General features: G+C 56.1%; 24 protein-coding genes. 14 read left to right on the top strand and 10 right to left on the bottom strand.

Annotated elements, in window-relative coordinates:
* The first annotated feature begins 88 nt into the window (after positions 1 to 88).
* The gene (gene asnS, locus ACP5J3_RS04455; protein WP_428494561.1) at positions 89 to 1,384 is read left to right on the top strand and encodes an asparagine--tRNA ligase; all 1,296 of its coding nucleotides are present in this window, start codon (positions 89 to 91) and stop codon (positions 1,382 to 1,384) included.
* Positions 1,359 to 1,949: an AAA family ATPase gene (locus tag ACP5J3_RS04450; protein WP_428494560.1), complete on the top strand. Its 591-nt coding sequence runs from the start codon at positions 1,359 to 1,361 to the stop codon at positions 1,947 to 1,949. The genes asnS and ACP5J3_RS04450 overlap by 26 nt, the downstream gene beginning before the upstream one ends.
* Here the strand turns inward: ACP5J3_RS04450 and ACP5J3_RS04445 are convergent.
* Genes ACP5J3_RS04445 through ACP5J3_RS04430 form a run of 4 tightly spaced genes read right to left on the bottom strand, consistent with a single transcriptional unit; the run spans position 1,912 to position 5,710 of the window.
* On the bottom strand, positions 1,912 to 2,304 hold the full coding sequence (locus ACP5J3_RS04445; protein WP_428494559.1) for a hypothetical protein: 393 nt from the start codon (positions 2,302 to 2,304) through the stop codon (positions 1,912 to 1,914). The genes ACP5J3_RS04450 and ACP5J3_RS04445 overlap by 38 nt on opposite strands.
* A gap of 29 nt (positions 2,305 to 2,333) precedes the next feature.
* Positions 2,334 to 3,326 carry a DUF354 domain-containing protein gene (locus tag ACP5J3_RS04440; protein WP_428494558.1) on the bottom strand — a complete coding sequence of 331 codons (993 nt, stop codon included), beginning with the start codon at positions 3,324 to 3,326 and terminating at the stop codon, positions 2,334 to 2,336.
* Entirely contained in the window at positions 3,319 to 5,031 is a 1,713-nt protein-coding gene (locus ACP5J3_RS04435; protein ID WP_428494564.1) for a glutamate--tRNA ligase, read from the bottom strand. The genes ACP5J3_RS04440 and ACP5J3_RS04435 overlap by 8 nt, the downstream gene beginning before the upstream one ends.
* Positions 5,021 to 5,710: a nucleotidyltransferase family protein gene (locus tag ACP5J3_RS04430; RefSeq protein WP_428494563.1), complete on the bottom strand. Its 690-nt coding sequence runs from the start codon at positions 5,708 to 5,710 to the stop codon at positions 5,021 to 5,023. Before ACP5J3_RS04430 ends, ACP5J3_RS04435 begins: the two co-directional genes overlap by 11 nt.
* 76 nt (positions 5,711 to 5,786) lie before the next feature.
* Here ACP5J3_RS04430 and ACP5J3_RS04425 point away from each other — a divergent pair, with 76 nt between their 5' ends.
* From ACP5J3_RS04425 to ACP5J3_RS04400, 6 genes are read left to right on the top strand one after another with little or no spacing between them, the layout of a single operon-like run.
* Positions 5,787 to 5,996 carry a hypothetical protein gene (locus tag ACP5J3_RS04425; RefSeq protein ID WP_428494557.1) on the top strand — a complete coding sequence of 70 codons (210 nt, stop codon included), beginning with the start codon at positions 5,787 to 5,789 and terminating at the stop codon, positions 5,994 to 5,996.
* Positions 5,993 to 6,136 (top strand): hypothetical protein, encoded by a 144-nt coding sequence (locus tag ACP5J3_RS04420; protein WP_014288809.1) that lies wholly within the window; start codon positions 5,993 to 5,995, stop codon positions 6,134 to 6,136. Before ACP5J3_RS04425 ends, ACP5J3_RS04420 begins: the two co-directional genes overlap by 4 nt.
* A complete protein-coding gene (locus ACP5J3_RS04415) occupies positions 6,133 to 6,558 on the top strand; it encodes a hypothetical protein (protein WP_428494556.1) in 426 nt (141 codons plus the stop codon). The genes ACP5J3_RS04420 and ACP5J3_RS04415 overlap by 4 nt, the downstream gene beginning before the upstream one ends.
* On the top strand, positions 6,555 to 6,884 hold the full coding sequence (locus tag ACP5J3_RS04410) for a hypothetical protein (protein WP_263244511.1): 330 nt from the start codon (positions 6,555 to 6,557) through the stop codon (positions 6,882 to 6,884). The genes ACP5J3_RS04415 and ACP5J3_RS04410 overlap by 4 nt, the downstream gene beginning before the upstream one ends.
* A 22-nt stretch (positions 6,885 to 6,906) precedes the next feature.
* Entirely contained in the window at positions 6,907 to 7,326 is a 420-nt protein-coding gene (locus tag ACP5J3_RS04405; protein WP_428494555.1) for a CBS domain-containing protein, read from the top strand.
* Positions 7,323 to 7,847: a DUF309 domain-containing protein gene (locus ACP5J3_RS04400; protein WP_428494554.1), complete on the top strand. Its 525-nt coding sequence runs from the start codon at positions 7,323 to 7,325 to the stop codon at positions 7,845 to 7,847. Before ACP5J3_RS04405 ends, ACP5J3_RS04400 begins: the two co-directional genes overlap by 4 nt.
* Here ACP5J3_RS04400 and cobB read toward each other — a convergent pair.
* The 4 genes from cobB to ACP5J3_RS04380 are packed head-to-tail and all read right to left on the bottom strand — an operon-like array spanning position 7,828 to position 10,408.
* Complete coding sequence (gene cobB / locus ACP5J3_RS04395; RefSeq protein ID WP_263244517.1) at positions 7,828 to 8,592, bottom strand: NAD-dependent protein deacetylase; 765 nt, start codon at positions 8,590 to 8,592, stop codon at positions 7,828 to 7,830. The genes ACP5J3_RS04400 and cobB overlap by 20 nt on opposite strands.
* Positions 8,520 to 9,158, bottom strand: coding sequence for a hypothetical protein (locus tag ACP5J3_RS04390; RefSeq protein ID WP_428494552.1), 639 nt, complete (start codon positions 9,156 to 9,158; stop codon positions 8,520 to 8,522). Before ACP5J3_RS04390 ends, cobB begins: the two co-directional genes overlap by 73 nt.
* Positions 9,159 to 9,209: 51 nt before the next feature.
* A complete protein-coding gene (locus ACP5J3_RS04385; protein WP_428494551.1) occupies positions 9,210 to 9,617 on the bottom strand; it encodes a DUF192 domain-containing protein in 408 nt (135 codons plus the stop codon).
* Positions 9,602 to 10,408 carry an ABC transporter substrate-binding protein gene (locus tag ACP5J3_RS04380; RefSeq protein WP_428494550.1) on the bottom strand — a complete coding sequence of 269 codons (807 nt, stop codon included), beginning with the start codon at positions 10,406 to 10,408 and terminating at the stop codon, positions 9,602 to 9,604. Before ACP5J3_RS04380 ends, ACP5J3_RS04385 begins: the two co-directional genes overlap by 16 nt.
* 130 nt (positions 10,409 to 10,538) lie before the next feature.
* Here ACP5J3_RS04380 and ACP5J3_RS04375 point away from each other — a divergent pair, with 130 nt between their 5' ends.
* Entirely contained in the window at positions 10,539 to 10,745 is a 207-nt protein-coding gene (locus ACP5J3_RS04375; RefSeq protein ID WP_428494549.1) for a hypothetical protein, read from the top strand.
* Here the strand turns inward: ACP5J3_RS04375 and ACP5J3_RS04370 are convergent.
* Complete coding sequence (locus ACP5J3_RS04370) at positions 10,708 to 11,844, bottom strand: hypothetical protein (protein ID WP_428494548.1); 1,137 nt, start codon at positions 11,842 to 11,844, stop codon at positions 10,708 to 10,710. The genes ACP5J3_RS04375 and ACP5J3_RS04370 overlap by 38 nt on opposite strands.
* A gap of 47 nt (positions 11,845 to 11,891) precedes the next feature.
* Here ACP5J3_RS04370 and ACP5J3_RS04365 point away from each other — a divergent pair, with 47 nt between their 5' ends.
* Genes ACP5J3_RS04365 through ACP5J3_RS04355 form a run of 3 tightly spaced genes read left to right on the top strand, consistent with a single transcriptional unit; the run spans position 11,892 to position 13,216 of the window.
* Positions 11,892 to 12,206, top strand: coding sequence for a DNA-binding protein (locus ACP5J3_RS04365; protein ID WP_428494547.1), 315 nt, complete (start codon positions 11,892 to 11,894; stop codon positions 12,204 to 12,206).
* A 39-nt stretch (positions 12,207 to 12,245) separates the two neighbouring features.
* On the top strand, positions 12,246 to 12,455 hold the full coding sequence (locus ACP5J3_RS04360) for a hypothetical protein (RefSeq protein WP_428494546.1): 210 nt from the start codon (positions 12,246 to 12,248) through the stop codon (positions 12,453 to 12,455).
* A complete protein-coding gene (locus ACP5J3_RS04355; protein WP_428494545.1) occupies positions 12,452 to 13,216 on the top strand; it encodes a ParA family protein in 765 nt (254 codons plus the stop codon). Before ACP5J3_RS04360 ends, ACP5J3_RS04355 begins: the two co-directional genes overlap by 4 nt.
* On the opposite strand, the gene ACP5J3_RS04350 is transcribed toward ACP5J3_RS04355, so the two are convergent.
* Complete coding sequence (locus ACP5J3_RS04350; protein ID WP_428494562.1) at positions 13,203 to 13,949, bottom strand: HAD family hydrolase; 747 nt, start codon at positions 13,947 to 13,949, stop codon at positions 13,203 to 13,205. The two genes, ACP5J3_RS04355 and ACP5J3_RS04350, sit on opposite strands and share 14 nt — an antisense overlap.
* Here ACP5J3_RS04350 and ACP5J3_RS04345 point away from each other — a divergent pair.
* Together ACP5J3_RS04345 and ACP5J3_RS04340 are read left to right on the top strand one after the other, a co-directional pair.
* Positions 13,924 to 16,368 carry a hypothetical protein gene (locus tag ACP5J3_RS04345; RefSeq protein WP_428494544.1) on the top strand — a complete coding sequence of 815 codons (2,445 nt, stop codon included), beginning with the start codon at positions 13,924 to 13,926 and terminating at the stop codon, positions 16,366 to 16,368. The genes ACP5J3_RS04350 and ACP5J3_RS04345 overlap by 26 nt on opposite strands.
* Positions 16,365 to 16,703, top strand: a 339-nt coding sequence (locus ACP5J3_RS04340) for a hypothetical protein (RefSeq protein ID WP_428494543.1), incomplete at its 3' end; no start/stop codon positions are given. The genes ACP5J3_RS04345 and ACP5J3_RS04340, both read left to right, overlap by 4 nt.

Below are 16,703 nucleotides of genomic sequence, written 5' to 3'. Positions count from 1 at the left end.
AAGAGGGTGACTACGTGGGTAAGCAAGCCGGCGAGTGCGCCGGCGGCTTGGTGGTGGGTATATATAAAGAGGTTCGGCAGGATTAGCGATGGAGCCTTATAAAAAGGCGGAGCCTATAGCCGAGGTTTTGAAGAGAGGCGAGGGTAGGGCCACGGTACGGGGCTGGGTGCACCGTAAGAGGGTCTTGAAGGAGAAGATATTCATCTTGCTTCGCGACTCCACCGGCGTAGTTCAATTAGTGCTTCCCAGGGACAGGTTTAGAGAGGCCGAGGATCTGAATCTAGAATCTTCGCTAGTTGTCACCGGGTCGTTGGTGAGGGAGCCCAGGGCGCCTGGCGGCGTGGAGCTTCACGTCGAGAGTATAGACTGGGCCTACAGGGGCGAGCCCTATCCCATAAATGAAGACGCCGTCGCCGCCGACAGCGAGTACCTCCTAGACGTGAGGCACCTCTGGGTGAGGAGTAGGAAAATGCAGGCTGTGTTGAAGATTAGACACACGGTGTTCGGCGCGATACATGAATACTTTAGGAGGAGCGGCTTCTACGAGGTGCACACGCCAATGTTCATAACGGCGGCTGTGGAGGGCGGCGCCACCCTATTCAAAGTGGACTACTTCGGCCAGCCGGTTTACCTAACCCAGAGCTCGCAGTTCTACCTCGAGGTGTTGATATACAGCCTCGAGAAGGTGTACGTAGTCGCGCCCAGCTTCAGGGCGGAGCCCTCTAGAACGAGGCGCCACCTCACCGAGTTCTGGCACGCTGAGATGGAGATGGCGTGGGCCGGCATGGAGGACGCGGCGCGCGTCGGCGAGGAGGTGATCAGCTACGTAGTTGAGAAGGTGCTTGAGGAGAGGCAGGACGAGTTGAAATTGCTGGGGAGGAAGACTGAATACCTAGAGAGGGCGAAGCCGCCGTTTTACCGGGTGAGCTACGACGAGGCCGTGGAGATTCTGAGAAGGAGGGGCGTTTCTATCAACTGGGGTGACGACATCGGCGCCGATGAGGAGAGGGCCTTGACGCTGGAGTTCGACAAGCCTCTGGTGCTCTACGGCTTCCCCGAGAAGCTGAAGGCGTTTTACCACAGGAATGACCCCAGGAGGCCGGAGGTGACGCTGAGCTTCGACGTCCTCCTGCCGGAGGGCTACGGCGAGGTGATCGGGGGCGGCGAGAGGATATACGACGAGAGAGAACTCGTGGACAAGATAAAGAGGTTTGGACTAGACCCGAGGGACTATTGGTGGTATATAGATCTTAGGAGGTACGGCTCGGTGCCGCATTCTGGCTTCGGGCTGGGGGTGGATAGACTCACGATGTGGATAACCGGCGCCGACCACATCAGAGACGTTGTGCCGTTTCCACGTGACGTGCGCCGCACCACGCCCTAAGGCCCTCATAACAGGCACGCCGGGCGTCGGCAAGACAACCCACTGCAGAAAACTCGCCGAGGTTCTCAGCACAAGGTGCGTCACAGTTGGCGAGGTACTGGCCAACACCCCCTACGTTGTGTACATACCTGAGCTCGCGACTTACGAAATTAGCGACTTGGCACGCGCCGCCGAGGTTGTGTGTAGAGCCGTCGCCCCCGGCGATGTGGTGGACACGCACGTGGTGGAGCTGTCTCCCGATCCGGAGGCCGTCGTGGTGTTGAGAAAGGCGCCAGACGTCTTGTTTAGAGAGCTGGTGGATAGGGGGTGGCCTCTGAAGAAGGTGCTTGACAACGTCTGGGCGGAGATGCTGGACGTTGTCTACGTCAAGGCCAAGGAGAGGTGGCCCTGGGCTGTGCAGATAGACGTCACCAAGAGGAGACAGGACGAGACTTTTGAAGCGATAAGGCGGTGTGTGGTGGGGGGCGGCTGTCTAGACGAGGCCGTGGACTGGCTGAGCTACGCCGAGAGGAGCGGGTTTCTGGAATTTATTGAACGTCTGTCTCGCTGGGGGCGCTCCTCTTGACGCCCTTTTTCTCTATCCAAACAAGCGGCTTCCAGCCTTGTGCCGAGAGCCTCTTGGCCAAGCTCCTCACCGTGTTCTTAGGCGAAATCAGCACCACGTAGTGAATCACGCCGCCGTGGGCGTAGAGCCTCGCCGCGTATCTCCTACCCGCGGCGTCCTCCATCGCCACGTCAAGAGCATACATCTCCTCCAGCCTAGGCACGACGCCCACGAGCTCGCGCTCGATAGACTCCAACTCGCCACTTAGCCTCCCCGCCTTCTCGCCGGCTTCTTTCAACCCGGCGAGCTTCAGATCTAGAAAAGTCACGCCGTAGTCACGGCCCACTTTAAACAGGGCCACAGACCTGATGCCCATGTCCACCACTAAAGCAGTGATTAAAAAAGTTATCTTGAAACAACGCCGGACACCACTTCGAAAATTACCCTTGAGGGATCCTCCAGCTTAAGCGGACCCGCCCTACCCACTCTCAACATCTCACGCAGCGCCCCTCGACAAGTTTCCAAGTCTCTACACCTATACAAGGGGGCCCCCCTCTTCGCCAGGTAGTCATCTAGGTAGTAGCCCTCCGGGAAGTAGGAGAGGGCGGGCACCCCCAGCAACGCCGCCTCAGTGGCCATAGAGGCCCCGCCTGTCACAACACCTGCGGAGAAGTAGGCAAGCTGAAGGTGGTCCACGGCCTTTGTGAGATTAACCACGCCATCCATTATCTGGTCGGGGTACCGGGGTATGTTCACCACTACGTAGCCGAGACGCCTCGCCTCATCCACAAGCCTCCTGCGGAGGTCTGCGTAGTCCCAGCGGTAGTAAGCCGCGTGCGCCTCCTCAGGTCTAAAAACCACGTAGCCCCCGGGGCTAAGCCCCAGGCTCTTCACCACGTCGGGGTTTGGGGCAAACCTAGAAGTCCACATATATTCAAACACTCCGTCGAACGTCACCACCCTCCTGGGGCAGTAATTCCTCCAAGCCTCCTCCGGCGTCGCGGCTGGCGCCACCAGCACATCGGAGAGGGGGATAACAAGCCTATTGACGTGATGCGCATGGGGGGTATCGTTAAGGACCACTAGCGGCTTGCCCAGCCCAAACACCACACGGGCGGCGTCGGGCGACGGGAAGCCCACCATGGCGTCGACCTCCACCGCCACGTCTGCCAAAGCTCTCTGCCGCTCCAGACCGTATACGAGCTTCTCGTAAAGCGACACGCCGTACCTACCGACACAACGGTAGGGTACGCCGTATAGCTCAAGCATATCGGCCACGTGCATATAGTCTCTACATGTAACCACCACCTCGACCCCCCGCTGGGCGCCCTCTATATGGAGAACTGCGGCTATTCTCGCCTGCTTAGGCGTCAACGCGTCGAAGAGGACCCTAGTCATGTACGTAGACAAATTCCCTACCCCCCACCTTCTTCAAGTAGCCGTACCGCATGAACTGGACATAGCGGCCCACCTCCACAGTGTCGAGATAGCTCTCGCCGAGGCCCACCTCCACCTCCTTTTTACCCACCGCCGCCGGCCTCACCACCCTCACCTCGATGGGCTGAGAAACCCACTGAACTATCGGCGCGCCGACGCGCCTCGCCTCCTCCAACCCGAGGCTGTGGAGACGGCCATACGCCACGTCTCCCTCCACCCTCTCGACCTCTACGTTGGCCAGCTCCATAAGCCTCACGACCTTCCCAGCCTCGACGTCGCGCCGCTGGACATACACCTCCACACGCCCCGGACCCAGCCTATACACCCTCTCCCCCCTCTCCCTATAGCTGGGGTGAAACGGCACGCGCGCCGCCAGCTCCCGGTCCACCTCAAAAACGAGCTTGACGGGATCCGCCACGTACATGTACCTATCGGCAATGGGCTCCACGTATTTCCTATTGTAGGCGTAGAGATTGGCGAGAGCCACTGTGGAGTCGGAAGGCTTTATCCCCACGGAGAGTATCAAATCCCAGATAGCCTCCGGCAGTATCCCCCTGTTCCTCAGCCCCGCGAGGGTGGGGAGGGTCAAGTCGTCGTACCTAATCTTAAGCGCCTTGAGCTTCGACTTGCTGAGGGTAGCCCCCTCTATCCTAAGCCTGCCGAAGTGGATGGTTACCGGCTGCTCCCAGCCGAGGTGCTTAAACACGTAAGACTGCTTAACCGTATTTACGCTGTGTTCCTGAGCCCTAAGCACGTGGGTCACGCCCATTAGATGGTCGTCTACAGACACGGCGAAGTTATACGTAGGCCACACCACGTATCTATCCCCAACTAGGGGGTGCGGCGTCTTGGAGGTATCTATAATTCTAAAAGCAACCCAGTCTCTCACGCTGGGATCGGGATGAGCCAGATCTGTCTTGATTCTGACCACAGCCTCCCCCTCCCCGAAACTCCCCCCAAGCATCTTATCCCAAAGCTCCAGGTTGACCTCCGGCGGTTGCTCCCGGTGGGGGCACGCCCTCCCCGCGTTTCTAAGCCTCCTCCACTCCTCCGGCTTGCACAAATCCACATAGGCACCCCCGATCTCTAGCAACTTCCTCGCGTGTTCGTAGTAGATCTCCATCCGGCGGGACTGGATGTACTCCTCATCCCACTTAACCCCAAGCCACTTCAAATCCTCCCTAATAGCCTGGTACGCGTCCACCTCCTCAGTCACTAGGGGCCTCTTAGTCCTCGGGTCTGTGTCTTCAAACCTGAGTATAAACCGGCCGCCGTACTTAAGCCTGTAGGCGTAGTTGAGGACAGCGGGGCGGGCGCTCCCCAGATGTAGCACGAAGTCAGGATTCGGCGCAAAGCGCACAACCACCCCACCCCTCACCTTCGGCAACTCGGGCAGCCCCTCCAAGCCGGCCCGCCTCTGCTCCGGCCTCCTCTCCTCAAGCACCTCGGGCCACCTCTCCCTCAAAATCTTCAACTGCTCCTCGAGAGGCATAGAGTTAACCCGCGCCACCACCTGATCCACCACCTGCCTAACCTCCCGAGCCCTAGTCCTCAGCGCGGGAACCTCCGCCATTATCTTCGCCATCACAGCCTTGACGTCCGCCTTCCCCCCGTACCTAACGGCGTTAGCAAGCGCGTGTTTTAGAACTACCTCTTCAATTTCCATTATTACCAGCAAAGAACCTATCTACCTCCTCTAGATCCTTTAGGCTGTCTACCGAGCGCCAAAACACATCTCTAAACACCACCGCCCTCAGCCGCCTCTGCTGGGCGAGCCTCGGGAAGAGAGTCTCCTCAATATTCCCCCGGTCGGGCAACTCCTGCAACACCCTCCGCCTAAGCACGTAAACCCCGGCGTTTATAAAGAAGCCATCTAGAAGCGGCTTCTCCCGGAACCTAGTGATAAAGCCACCGCTGTCGAACTCCACAATGCCATAGGGGCTCCTCAACGGGACAAGCGCGATGGCCCCCTCGGCGTCGCCCAGCGCCTCCACCATCTTATCCACCGGGATGTTAGTCAACACATCGCCATTCACCACAACTACCGGGTCCTCTGTGATGAACAGCGAGGCGTTCTTCACGGCACCCCCAGTCCCGAGGGGCTCCTCCTCTACGCTGTAGAAAATCCTCACGCCAAACCTCCTTCCGTCACCCACGGCCTCAAACACCTTCTGCCTCAAGTAGCCAACTGCGAGAATTATGTCAGTTATGCCATGTCCTCTAAGCCACTCGATCTGCCTCACCAAAATAGGCTTGCCGCCCACCGGCAACAGCGGCTTAGGCACCTCCGAGGTCAGAGGCGCCAGCCTCTTCCCAAAGCCCCCGGCTAGGATAATGCCCTGCATCGCCCCTCTCGACACAAGCGTATATATAGTTTACCCCCCAAAGGAAAATATATAAAAGAGTCGTGGTGTGGTGGCAATGATTTTGTACACCTCGCAACTACAGATAATTGAGGACGTCGAGTCCCTACTACAGAGATACAGAGCAAAGCCCGTGGCTATAAAAGGCACAAAGGTGAACTTCTACTGGCCCCCACGCTCAACAGGTGTGCCTATAAACCTACTGAGAAACTTCCCACCTGACATGTACGTGGTTTTCAAGGGGAGGAATTTAATCGTGGTGCCATGAGCGAGAGGAGGCTCTACAAGGTAAGAGTAGCCGAACTGCAAGTACCACCTGCCATTAAAGAGGTCCTTCTAAAAGTTCTAGGGCCAGACGACGTTGTGTATCTAGAAAAGCTAGGCGATAGAATTAGAATAACATTATGATTGTAGTCAACTCAAAAAACATAGACAAGGTAATTTGGCACGTCAGAAACCTTCTCCCTCAAATCGAGGCCACGCCGATTCTGCTGGCGAGTAGAGAGGTGGGTAACTACGTAATTGGGTTGGGAACACTGGGGTATTTATACGAGGCCTTGTCCTCCGTCTTGGAGGTGCTAGTGGAGGCGGGCAAGATGGCCGGCGACCTGGGGCTAAAGGAGTATTCCCTTGTCATAGGCCCCTCCGAAAGCTATATTACCAACGCCCAGTTGCCCGAGGTTATGCCACCTCTGCCGCAGCCAAAACCAATACCGCCCCTGCCGAGGGAGGAGGTCAGGCTAAACTCCTTCAACTGCCGCGACCTCGCGCCGGGTATGGTGAGGTTCTGCGTAGACAATGTGGAAATCGCCTACTACCTAGCCCGATGATTTACCTATCACTCTCCGAGCTGGAGAACATCCTATCCGCCATTAGAGAGTACGCCGAGAAGTACAGAGTCAACCGCCCGGCGCTGGAGGCCGTGGAAGAGAGGTGGCTTAAGTTCCAGGAGCTGGCCTTCGCCTTCGGCATAGATCTCAAGCCTGCCGAAGGCGTGGAGTTCTACGCAGGCGGCCCCCTTCAAGACAACCTAGACTTCCTGAGGAAAATCGACAGGATGCTGGCCACCGTGAGGAAACTCAAAGAAATCTATGGAGATGTCAAAGTAATAGTCGACTTAGACCTCACCATTAAGAAAACTGTAATCAAAATATAAATATCTGCACAATAGCAAATACATGCCACTGATAAAAAGAAGGGAGTTGCCTCTACGCGTCTCTGACATAATGGTAAAAAATGTGGTTACCGCCAAGGAAAACGACAAGGTAAGAGATATAGCAATTAAAATGTACGAAAACAAGATCGGTAGCGTTGTCATAGTCGACGACGAGGGCAAACCCATTGGAATAATCACAGAGAGAGACATTGTCTACGTCTTGGCCAGGGCGCTGTCCCCCGACACGCCGGCGTGGATGATAATGACGGAGAACCCAATAGTGATAAGAGAAGACGCCCTGGTAGTAGAGGCCATGGAAAAAATGAGAGAGCTAAACATCAGACACCTCCCAGTGATTGACCACTCAGGTAAGCTGGTGGGGATGGTTTCATTTAGAGATATTGTGGATTTCACAACTACGTTACTGTCGGTTCTTAAATGAGGAAGCTACTCATAGTTGAAAACCCGGGATACACACCTGCGCATAGAGAGGAACTAATCAAAAAAGCGAGGACCGTCGCTCCGGTAATCACGGTGCGGATCGCCACGAGACATTTAGAGGTAGATGTGAAGACCGAGGAGGACGTAGATGCTGTAATAAACAAGGTGGAGAAAATACTTGGCGGCAGGGTGCTGGACGTCGTAGACATCACTTTCGAGAGAGTCGAGGGCGGCGTGAGGCGGTTTGTTGAATTATTCAACGCCGAGAGGTTTTGGGAGGCGCACAACGCGCTGGAGGACATCTGGAGAGAGACTAGAAACCCCACTCTCCAAGGCTTAATCATGCTTGCAGCGGCGTATGTAAAGCTACAGGAGGGTTCTCTAGACAAATTTGAAAAACTTCTACAAGAGGCCCTAGGCCTAATACAAGAGGATGTTGAGTGTATAAAAGCGCAGGAAGTGAAGAGAAAGGCAGAGGCGGCGTTGCTAAATAGGAGCCTGTTTAAAATAACATGCTCTTGACCCTGTCCACTAGTCTTGGTAATACCTCCTCGACGCGGCCCCTCAATATGTAGTCGGCGTAGAAATCGTAAAAGGTCTCATCTGCGTTGATAATTACGAGTTTGGCGCCCCGCTTCTTAGCCACCACAGGTAGCTGGTTGGCTGGGTAGACGGCTAGGGACGTCCCCACAGCCATGAAGACATCCGCCATCTCCGCCAGCATAAAGGCCTCCCTAACAGCGTCCCGGGGTAGGGGCTCTCCAAAGAAAACAACATCGGGCTTCAAAACTCCGCCGCATTTCGGGCATCTGGGCGCCCCCGAGACGCGGCGCTTTACGGCCTCGGAGAGGGGGTACCTCGCCCCGCACTGGGTGCACACCGCTTCTCTCAAAGCCCCGTGTAGCTCCACCACGTTTCTACTACCGGCGGCTTGGTGAAGCATGTCCACGTTCTGCGTAATCACCGCGCACAGCTTCCCCATTTTTTCAAGCTCGGCAAGGGCGTAGTGCGCCGGGTTCGGCTTCACGCTGAAGGCGGGGAGGAAGAGGTTTACAAACAAGTCCCACACCTCGTCGGGGTTTTTGTAGAAGTATTCAATATCGAACTTCTCTGGGTCAACCACCCGCCATATGCCTTGTGGGCCTCTGAAGTCGGGTATTCCGCTGGCCGTGGAAACCCCGGCGCCTGTAAGCGCTACGTTGCAACTAGACCTTGCGACGGCGGAGGCGACTTCGTCAAGTTCGTCAGTTGTGAAATCCACCTCCATACCGAGTATAGCCAGTAGAAGTATAAAAATCCTAGGGTGACGATGCTTAGAATTATGTAAAAAGTTGCGCTATATGGCTTGAAAGTGCCGACGCCGGCCACCGCCCTAATTAGGTAGAGATCTCGGGTAAATAGCTCGATTAGGTATGCCCACGAGACGAGCCAGACAAGGGCTAGCCCAAGTAAACCGAGGCCGAGCGCCGCTACGCCCAGCAGTTTGCCAAAAGCCTCTTGATCAACTGCGGCGTTGGGCACGGTGCCTATGGGGAGAGTAGACGCCAGAGTCTCCAACTGGCCCGCCAGCAGTACAGAGAGTATCTGAGCCCCTACTCCCGACAGCACGTAGAGCCAAATAGCGGCGGCGTACTCACCACCGAGCCACACGGCGGCGAGCCTATCCCACAGCTTTTCTCTCAGATTAACCAGCAGAGAGTGGGCCTTGGTTAAATACGTGGCCACCGCCACGGTGGAGCCTATGCCGAAAACTGCGGAGAGGAGCGCCTGGCCTGCGATGCCCGCGGCTATGGAAGCCGCGTAGAGCACCAGCGCCGCAGTTATGTACCACACGTTTTTAAAAAGGGGCTATTTTTAAAGTGTGACGAAGATGAACCCCACTGATTAGTGAAGACGTCGTTGCTCGCCGATCTCCACCCGCATAGGCGTGGGGAAGTCCGGCATGAGTTCCAAGACCTTGTCACCAAAGCCGCAGATGTGAGTGGTATCCAGCGGCCTCCCGTATGACAACGCGGTGGGGGAGGTGCCCATCACCCACACGATTTTTAGAGGGATCTTGGTGTTCTTCATCCAGAAGCAATACGTCGAGTTGGTAGGAAAGAGGAAGATCATGCCCACTGCCCCCACCCCTCTGGGGTCGTATGTCGATACGTTCATGTAGCCTATGCTCCACTTCACCACGTTGTCGGCTACATACACGACGGCGGGCGTCCCGTCTATCGTCGCCGAGGTGTAGGAGGCGAAGGGCGAGATAAAGCTCAGCAAGGTATACAGCGTTATGAGTAGAGCCATTTCTCAACCCAGCTAGATATCAGACGCTCCATTTCGCCGGACTGCAACATGCCGTAGATCACCTTGTCGGCCTCCAGCTTTAGGTCTTGTGCGCAGAGGGGCATCGCCACCGCGCTGTACCTAACGCCGGTGGACATAACAATCTCAAACTCGGGATACCTCTTCACCACAGCCCTGCCCACCACGCCGCCCACTACTATCGCATCTAGGTCACCTTTCCGCAGGGCTTCCACCATGTAGGGATACACCTTGTCGTACCTCACAATTTTGGAGAAGTTGCCAAGCGTCTTGACAGCCCAATCCTCCTGCACGGTACCCACCTGGACGCCCACCGCCTTGCCCCTCAAGTCCTCGACGGAGCGTATCGGCGCGCCCCGCCTCGCTATGACTACCGAGGAGTCCACCTGATACGGTATAGAGAAGAGCACCTGCCTCTCGCGGTCAGGCGTTATGGCCATGTCGGCGAGCACCACGTCCACATCCCCCCTCTTCACGGCCTCGATCAAGGCGGAGAACTTCATATCCCTCACTTCAAGCTCCACCCCAAGGCTCTGCGCGATGCGCCTCGCGATGTCCACATCTATTCCAACGACGGTGCCTCCCTCTACATACTCGTATGGAGGCCAGTCGGCGGAAGTCCCCATGACAAGCTTCCCCCTCTGCTTAATTAGGTCTACCGAAGTTGGGCACTTGGGCTTCTGAGCCGTGGGCTGGCTCGGTAGGATAGACATCGCCAGTAGGACGCCTATGATAACCCCCAGCACTAGTCCACCGACAATTTTAAAATCCATAGAGGTAGTGGCTAGGGTACTTAAATGTTGAAGCTCGGTCGGCTTGAGAGGTGAAGAAGCTAGACGACTCTGAAACTTCTACCCCAGTAATAGGCGCCAATTTTATGCATAGCAAATATAGATACGCAGAGTGGGAATCTGCGTGAAGGCGTATTTAGTAACGCGGGACTCCGTAACTCTCCAGACCCCCGAGGTCAAGGTAATACACATTCCCTTCGCAGACGAGGACACCCTCTATGTATTTGACGAGAGGGTGGGCTACCTTGAGATAAGAGGGCGTGAGAAGATCCAGGAATTTATCAACCGGCTGAGAAGCGAGAAGCAAACTTCTCAATAGCGGCGAGGAACTTCTCAAAATCCTCCTCCACCGCGCCGACACCTGCGCCAAAGGGGGAGTCCACGCCAGCCAGCCTATCCTCGGGAGGCATGTATATGAACAGCCTCTTGTGGGCCGTGTTTGTGGCGTACATAACCTCGCTGAAGACGCCTCTGTGAAACATCTGCCTCATAAATGGCCTATACACAGCCACTGCGTCCGACTGGAGAATGTAGCGGAAGTCCTTGAACCTAATCAAGTTGTCGATGTCTAGCAAAACCTCCTCCACTTGGTCAGCCGGTATCTCCATTGGGTAGAGCTCAGGCTCGTCCTCCACCGCCGGCTTGACGCCGGGAGGCAGAAGCCAACGCTCCTCCGCCTCCACCACAGCCACGTGGCCCCTCTTCTTAGCCAGTCTAAGAACCCGCTCGTCCATGGTAAGCGGGTCAAAGGCCACGAATTTACTAAGCATCAGCGATCTGTACCTATCGATCTCCCTCCTCGCCTCTGGATCGCCCCTCACGTATGTGATGGGGAAGGAGAGGTAGAACCTCGGCCTCGCGCCCTCTAATGCGATTCTGTATATAACGTGGGCGGGGTGTTTCACCGCCACTACTATGTTGGAGACGCCGAGGGCCTTAGCTATGGTGTCCCCCAGCAGTATAGAAGCCGTGCGCCACGCAAATACGTCCTTAAGCCTCAAGAAGGCGCCGGTCTTCTCCCGCTCTTCCCGTATCTGTATCCTCCGCCAGATGACGTGCGCCTCCTCTATCAGCGTAACCACCACATCCGGCCTGTAGGCTCTCAAAACAGAGATGTCCACCGCTGGGAAAAACCGGCTCTTCCGGAAGTAGGGCAGATTCATGAAAAGGACGGCGTGCTCGGCCCCGTCCTCCTCCACCTTTGCTATGGTCCTCGTCGCGGCCTCTCTCCACGCCCTTTCCTGCCAGTAGTAGTCGTCGCTGTCGAGGAAGATCACCCAGTCCACCTCTTTTTTCAGCTCCTCCTCCACGAAATACACCCCCAGCCTCCCCCTCCCCATCTCTTTGTGGCACTTCTCCAGCTGTGCCGAGAGGGGCTTCATGTTGACGCCGGTGGTGCCGATAGCCAGCACGCGCACGGCCGTGGCGGTAAAGGTATATATATACGATACGCGGGTTATTTTCGATGAAGATGTGTGAAATCTTGGCTAGATACCTCGTGGAGGTGGTGGCGGGGGCCCGGGGCAACGTAGTCAGCTTCGTAGTTGGCGACGTGGCTAGGTGGGCCGAGGCGAAGATGAGGCCAAACAGATCGGTGGTGTTTAAGGTGTCCAGCATGGCCGAGGCTCTGCTGGCGTCGGGCCACCTGGAGAAGATCGGCAAGAAGTATATCTTGAAGAGAGACACCCCTCTGTGGGTGAGGGCGAAGGCTGGTGACGTGGAGGGCTTGTGCGATATTATTGAAAGCGCGTTGTTAAGCTACAGCAGGGTGGTTAGATAATCCACGTTACAAATATAAGAGCGTTATCAACTCCGCCTCGTGAGGCTTATCGTGGGAGTGTTGATGAACCTGGCGGCGTTTATACTAGCTCTACTGGGGGTCACGTGGATAGCCGCGGCGCTGTACGCCGTGAGCGTCGTCCTTCTCGTGTGGCGTAGAGAAGAGAAGAAAGTCGAGACGCGGGTAGAGGCAAAAGAGCCTACGCCAGACGAGATTAAGAAACGCCCCGTGACGGCCCCGGAGATATGAAAAAAATAATTTTCCTCTCCGGCACCAAGGGGGGCACCGGCAAGACTACACTCGCCCTCAACGCCTCGGTTCTTCTCTCCTACCTCTGGAGAGAGGCCACTCACTACCCCGTGGTCTACGTTGACCTAACGCCCAACGTTGGCACGGCCGCCCTGATCCTCCTAGGCGACGTCCTCGCCTCTTGGGGGAGGCCGTCTCTCTCTGACTACGTAGCTGGGAGACTGGCGGAGCCGCTTAGGGCTTTCTACATTAGGCGCTGGAATACTGAAAAAGGCGCTTTTCAGATAGTCTTCACATTCATGACGCAGGATGTGCCGCTGTCTAGAAGGCAGCTGGAATACGTGTTTAGCGTGGTGGAGAACCGACTGAGGCCTAGGCTACTTGTAGTAGACGCGCCCCCCATCGCCTCCGACAGCCCAGTGGCGGGCTTGGTAGATTACGTGGTGCCTGTCGTCACGCCGGACGTCACAGCCATAGAGGCCACTAGGCGCTACCAAGACGCTGTGGGAGGCGCCAGGCTGAAGCCGGTTTTAAACATGTACATACCCAGCTACCCCATAAGCGTCCTCCACTCAGCGCCTTGGGAGAAGGTGGTGGAGAACGCCTTCGGCGAGCCGCCACACGTAGTTCCCTACGACAAGCTGGTGCAGGCGGTGCGGCAGGCGCTTGAGGTAGAGGTGCTGAAGCTCAAGCCTGCGGAGTCCCCCGCCGTCAAGGCAATAGTAGAGTACGCGAGGTACCTCTCCACTAAGGTGGGGTAGAGGCGCAGGCCTCTACCTCGTGGAGGACTAGGGGCAGAGTCTTCAAGCTCCTCACTATGTAGGCGCGGCACGGCACGGATTCGATAACCTCTTTTTTCGCGTAGTCGCCTCTCCTATCCACCAAGACGGCGCCGTAGCTGGCGGTCAACGCGCCGAGGAAGTCCTCGTAGAAGTCGTCGCCTACGTGTAGGTAGACGTCTGGAACGACGTCGCCGAGGAGCAGAGTCCTGGCGGCTTCGAATATCTGAACTGCAGGCTTGACGTAGCCAATGTCGTCGGCATATATCTGCAGATCCAGGAGGTTGGAGATGCCCAACCCCTCTAGCAACTTTCTAGTGGCTCTCGAGCGCCACATCAAGACGTTGGAGATAACTCCGACGCGGTAGCCCTCCCCCCTGGCCACCTTTATCGCCTCGACGGCGTCTTCATAAGGCGCCACCTCGAGGCGCGAGACGGCCTCATCCACGGCGTCTTGCACCTGGTAGACGTCAAAAGAGGCGTTTACCCCCCTGCTACGCAGTTGCTTCTGGATGTTGAGCATGACGGAGATGGGCGGCACAACCTCGTGCCTTTCCCTTCTCGCTAGCTTCATCTTTCTCCTCTCCTCGCTAACAAGCGCGTGGACGGTCTGGAAGGGCACCCTCCCGCCGAGGCTCTTGTGGAGGACCTCTACAACAGTTTTTATAGCCGGCTCAATAGGTAGAAGCGTGCCCCAGACGTCGAAAGTAATCATCTTGCTCACGGCGTTATTACTCCTCGCCTTTAAAAACATACACGGCGTCTCTATAGAACCAAATTACGTAAACGCGTATACCTACACAAACCTCACAATAAGCGGCGCCTCCAACGTGTCTTCGATAGAGGGCGCCTACGTGGATTACATAAAGCCCATAAAAAACGGAGTCGCCGTCGGCCTAAGGCCGACGAAGGCGAACGGCACCGTGGCTCTGCGCATTGACAACAGAACATATCGGCTCCCTATTGTAGACTTGTGCCGCTTTAGCATAAACGTGGCGAACAAGACGTCACGTATATCGGTGAGCGTCGAGGTAAGTCAAGACTTGACGGGTAGTTGTAGCGGGCTCTCCCTGTACGTAAACGGGAGTAGGTTGCCCAGCTTGAGCGTAGACTACACGCCGAACTACTCAGGTGTCTACCAAGTATTGGCGAGCAACGGGGTTTTCTACCAAAAGGCGCTTATCGTAGTCGTCCCTAACGTCACAGTTACAGGCAATGTCTTCGGCGAGGTTATGAGGATAGTCTTCACGCCGCCGCCCAGATACGGCGTGCTCAACATCGGCCCCCTCTCCGTAGCGGCGCGCAACGTCGTGGAGATAGACACGTGGAGCCTGGGCGGGGGCAACTACACCATGGCGCTGGCGTACAGCGGCGGCGTAGCTAGGTACAACATCACGATCTACAGAGCCACGCCCCGGGTTGTCCTCCTGCACAAGCCCGAATACACCTACGGAGAGCCCATAGACATCACGGTTAGAACCTACGTCGGCCAGAGAGAATACAAGTCAAAACTCAGAATTGCTGTAAACGGCTCGATGACCACGGCGCAGTCCCCCCTGGCGTTGAGAGTGCCCCTACTCGACGCGGGCACCTACCAAATCTATGTAGAGGCCATTGGCGATAGGAATATCACATCTGCCTCTGCGTCGTCTACTTTCCGCATAGTACCCGCGCCGGTGAACCTCGACGTCTCAATAAACGGGACCTTCAGCAACCCCCTCATAGTGGAGTATGGGAAGGTGCTCATACTCTCGGCAAATGTCAAGTCGACTATACAGCCGGCTGGCGAATTAGTTGTGTTGTTTGACGGCGCCAGAAAGGGTGCAGTAATCGACACGCTGGGGCTAACCCCGGGGACTCACAACCTCACTGTAATCTTCTTACCAGCTAATAGAAACTTTAGACAAGCCGCGGCCTCCACCGCTATATACATAATCCCAGCGAGACCCGAGGTTAAGGTCAATAAGACGTTTTCAATAACATACGGGCAAGGGCTGTCTATCCCATTCCAAGTCACGCTATTTGGCCGCCCAATCAACGCGACGCTTACTGTAGAGCTTGCAAGTAGGCAACACACATACAGCTACGTTGTCCCGGTGGTGAGCGGCTACGGAGTCCTATCTATCAAAAACCTGCCAGCTGGAACATACCTAGCCACAGCCACGCTGAAAGAGGCGCCGGGTCTAATAAGCGTAAGCACCACATTTAACATATTTGTCGGCAGCGCCTACGTCGAAATTAGGCTCAACGTCCCGAAGAGGGGTGTATACGGCGAGTTTGTACCCATAGAGGTATCTATACAGCCGCAGGTGCCGGGGAGGCTGACTGTGTCAATAAACACGACGACGCTCTTCTCAGGAAACGCGTCGTCGTATAGAGGTCTGTGGTCGCCGCCCCGAGGGGGGGTTTTCCAGGTGGTGGCTAGGTTCGTCAGCTACGACCCCAATTACTCAGATGCGGAGAGCTCCACCTACATATACATAGACAGGGCGAGGTGCGCCGTACATTTCGACGTAGTAGGCGACGCCGCGGGCAACGGCTCTCTCTACGTCCTCAGAAGATACCAGGTGAGAGTCGACACGGCTCTCCCGGTGAATGTGTACGTAAACGGGAGCGGCGCCGGGAGGTGGCTGGTCTTCAACACAACCGGCTTGTACAACGTGACTGCGTATTTCCCAGGCGACGCCAGCTACTACCCGTGCGGCGAGTCTCGGCTCTACGCAGTGGTTAGAAATCCCTCGGAGGTGACTTTAAGGAGTCCCAGGAAGACGGCGCTAATCGACGTGGGGTATCCCGTAGCTATAGCTGTCGCAAGCCCGGTAGGCGCCGGCGAGGGGCTAGTTAGGATATACAAGATAAACAAGACGTATAACACCACTGAGGTTGAGGAGGTAAACATAAACGGTAACGCCACGATACCGCTAAGGTTTCAAAAAACAGGCGTCTACCAGATATATGCCGAATTTCTAGGCAACAGCTACCTAATGCCCAACAGATCCAACGTCGTCACGGTCACGGTGGAGAGTAGCGTTTTCGGAATTCCCCTATTTCTACTCTCTGCGTACCTCATCTCCATGGGGGTGGGGCTGGGCGTCGCTGTAGCAACGAAAAAAATATTTAAGAGGGGGTTGTGAGCTACGTGATCGCGGCGCCGCCAGCCATTATACTAGTACCGCTGGCATCTAAAGAGCAGATACAGCAGACGGTGAACTACGTCTTGTCAAGAGTTAAGCAGATAGCAAAGGTGCGCCACATCCACGCCGAGGGGCCCGTATATATAGAGTCCCGAAGCACGAGAGACGGCTTGATGGAGCGCGTCGACGTCTATGTGGCATCCTCCAGCGGAGACTTCGCCAACGTGTTGCCGGTAAGGGAGGAGATAAGAGAGGGGTTTATAGAAAGGGTGGGCTACGTCCACTTGATTCAGGGAGTGGCCGTTGTCTTTAGATATAGGGTGGCCGGGGAGCCG

Origin of the sequence: Pyrobaculum sp. (assembly GCF_049971835.1) — an archaeon.
GTDB lineage: Archaea > Thermoproteota > Thermoprotei > Thermoproteales > Thermoproteaceae > Pyrobaculum.
The sequence above is the reverse complement of the archived record's forward strand: the minus strand, read 5'-3'. Positions and strand labels throughout refer to the sequence as shown.

What these genes read in the sequence shown, in the direction of transcription:
- asnS (WP_428494561.1), top strand. Translation starts at nt 89, where the DNA reads ATGGAGCCTTATAAAAAGGCGGAGCCTATAGCCGAGGTTTTGAAGAGA.
- ACP5J3_RS04445 (WP_428494559.1), bottom strand. Translation starts at nt 2,304, where the DNA reads ATGGGCATCAGGTCTGTGGCCCTGTTTAAAGTGGGCCGTGACTACGGC.
- ACP5J3_RS04440 (WP_428494558.1), bottom strand. Translation starts at nt 3,326, where the DNA reads ATGACTAGGGTCCTCTTCGACGCGTTGACGCCTAAGCAGGCGAGAATA.
- ACP5J3_RS04435 (WP_428494564.1), bottom strand. Translation starts at nt 5,031, where the DNA reads ATGGAAATTGAAGAGGTAGTTCTAAAACACGCGCTTGCTAACGCCGTT.
- ACP5J3_RS04430 (WP_428494563.1), bottom strand. Translation starts at nt 5,710, where the DNA reads ATGCAGGGCATTATCCTAGCCGGGGGCTTTGGGAAGAGGCTGGCGCCT.
- ACP5J3_RS04425 (WP_428494557.1), top strand. Translation starts at nt 5,787, where the DNA reads ATGATTTTGTACACCTCGCAACTACAGATAATTGAGGACGTCGAGTCC.
- ACP5J3_RS04420 (WP_014288809.1), top strand. Translation starts at nt 5,993, where the DNA reads ATGAGCGAGAGGAGGCTCTACAAGGTAAGAGTAGCCGAACTGCAAGTA.
- ACP5J3_RS04415 (WP_428494556.1), top strand. Translation starts at nt 6,133, where the DNA reads ATGATTGTAGTCAACTCAAAAAACATAGACAAGGTAATTTGGCACGTC.
- ACP5J3_RS04410 (WP_263244511.1), top strand. Translation starts at nt 6,555, where the DNA reads ATGATTTACCTATCACTCTCCGAGCTGGAGAACATCCTATCCGCCATT.
- ACP5J3_RS04405 (WP_428494555.1), top strand. Translation starts at nt 6,907, where the DNA reads ATGCCACTGATAAAAAGAAGGGAGTTGCCTCTACGCGTCTCTGACATA.
- ACP5J3_RS04400 (WP_428494554.1), top strand. Translation starts at nt 7,323, where the DNA reads ATGAGGAAGCTACTCATAGTTGAAAACCCGGGATACACACCTGCGCAT.
- cobB (WP_263244517.1), bottom strand. Translation starts at nt 8,592, where the DNA reads ATGGAGGTGGATTTCACAACTGACGAACTTGACGAAGTCGCCTCCGCC.
- ACP5J3_RS04385 (WP_428494551.1), bottom strand. Translation starts at nt 9,617, where the DNA reads ATGGCTCTACTCATAACGCTGTATACCTTGCTGAGCTTTATCTCGCCC.
- ACP5J3_RS04380 (WP_428494550.1), bottom strand. Translation starts at nt 10,408, where the DNA reads ATGGATTTTAAAATTGTCGGTGGACTAGTGCTGGGGGTTATCATAGGC.
- ACP5J3_RS04365 (WP_428494547.1), top strand. Translation starts at nt 11,892, where the DNA reads ATGAAGATGTGTGAAATCTTGGCTAGATACCTCGTGGAGGTGGTGGCG.
- ACP5J3_RS04355 (WP_428494545.1), top strand. Translation starts at nt 12,452, where the DNA reads ATGAAAAAAATAATTTTCCTCTCCGGCACCAAGGGGGGCACCGGCAAG.
- ACP5J3_RS04350 (WP_428494562.1), bottom strand. Translation starts at nt 13,949, where the DNA reads ATGATTACTTTCGACGTCTGGGGCACGCTTCTACCTATTGAGCCGGCT.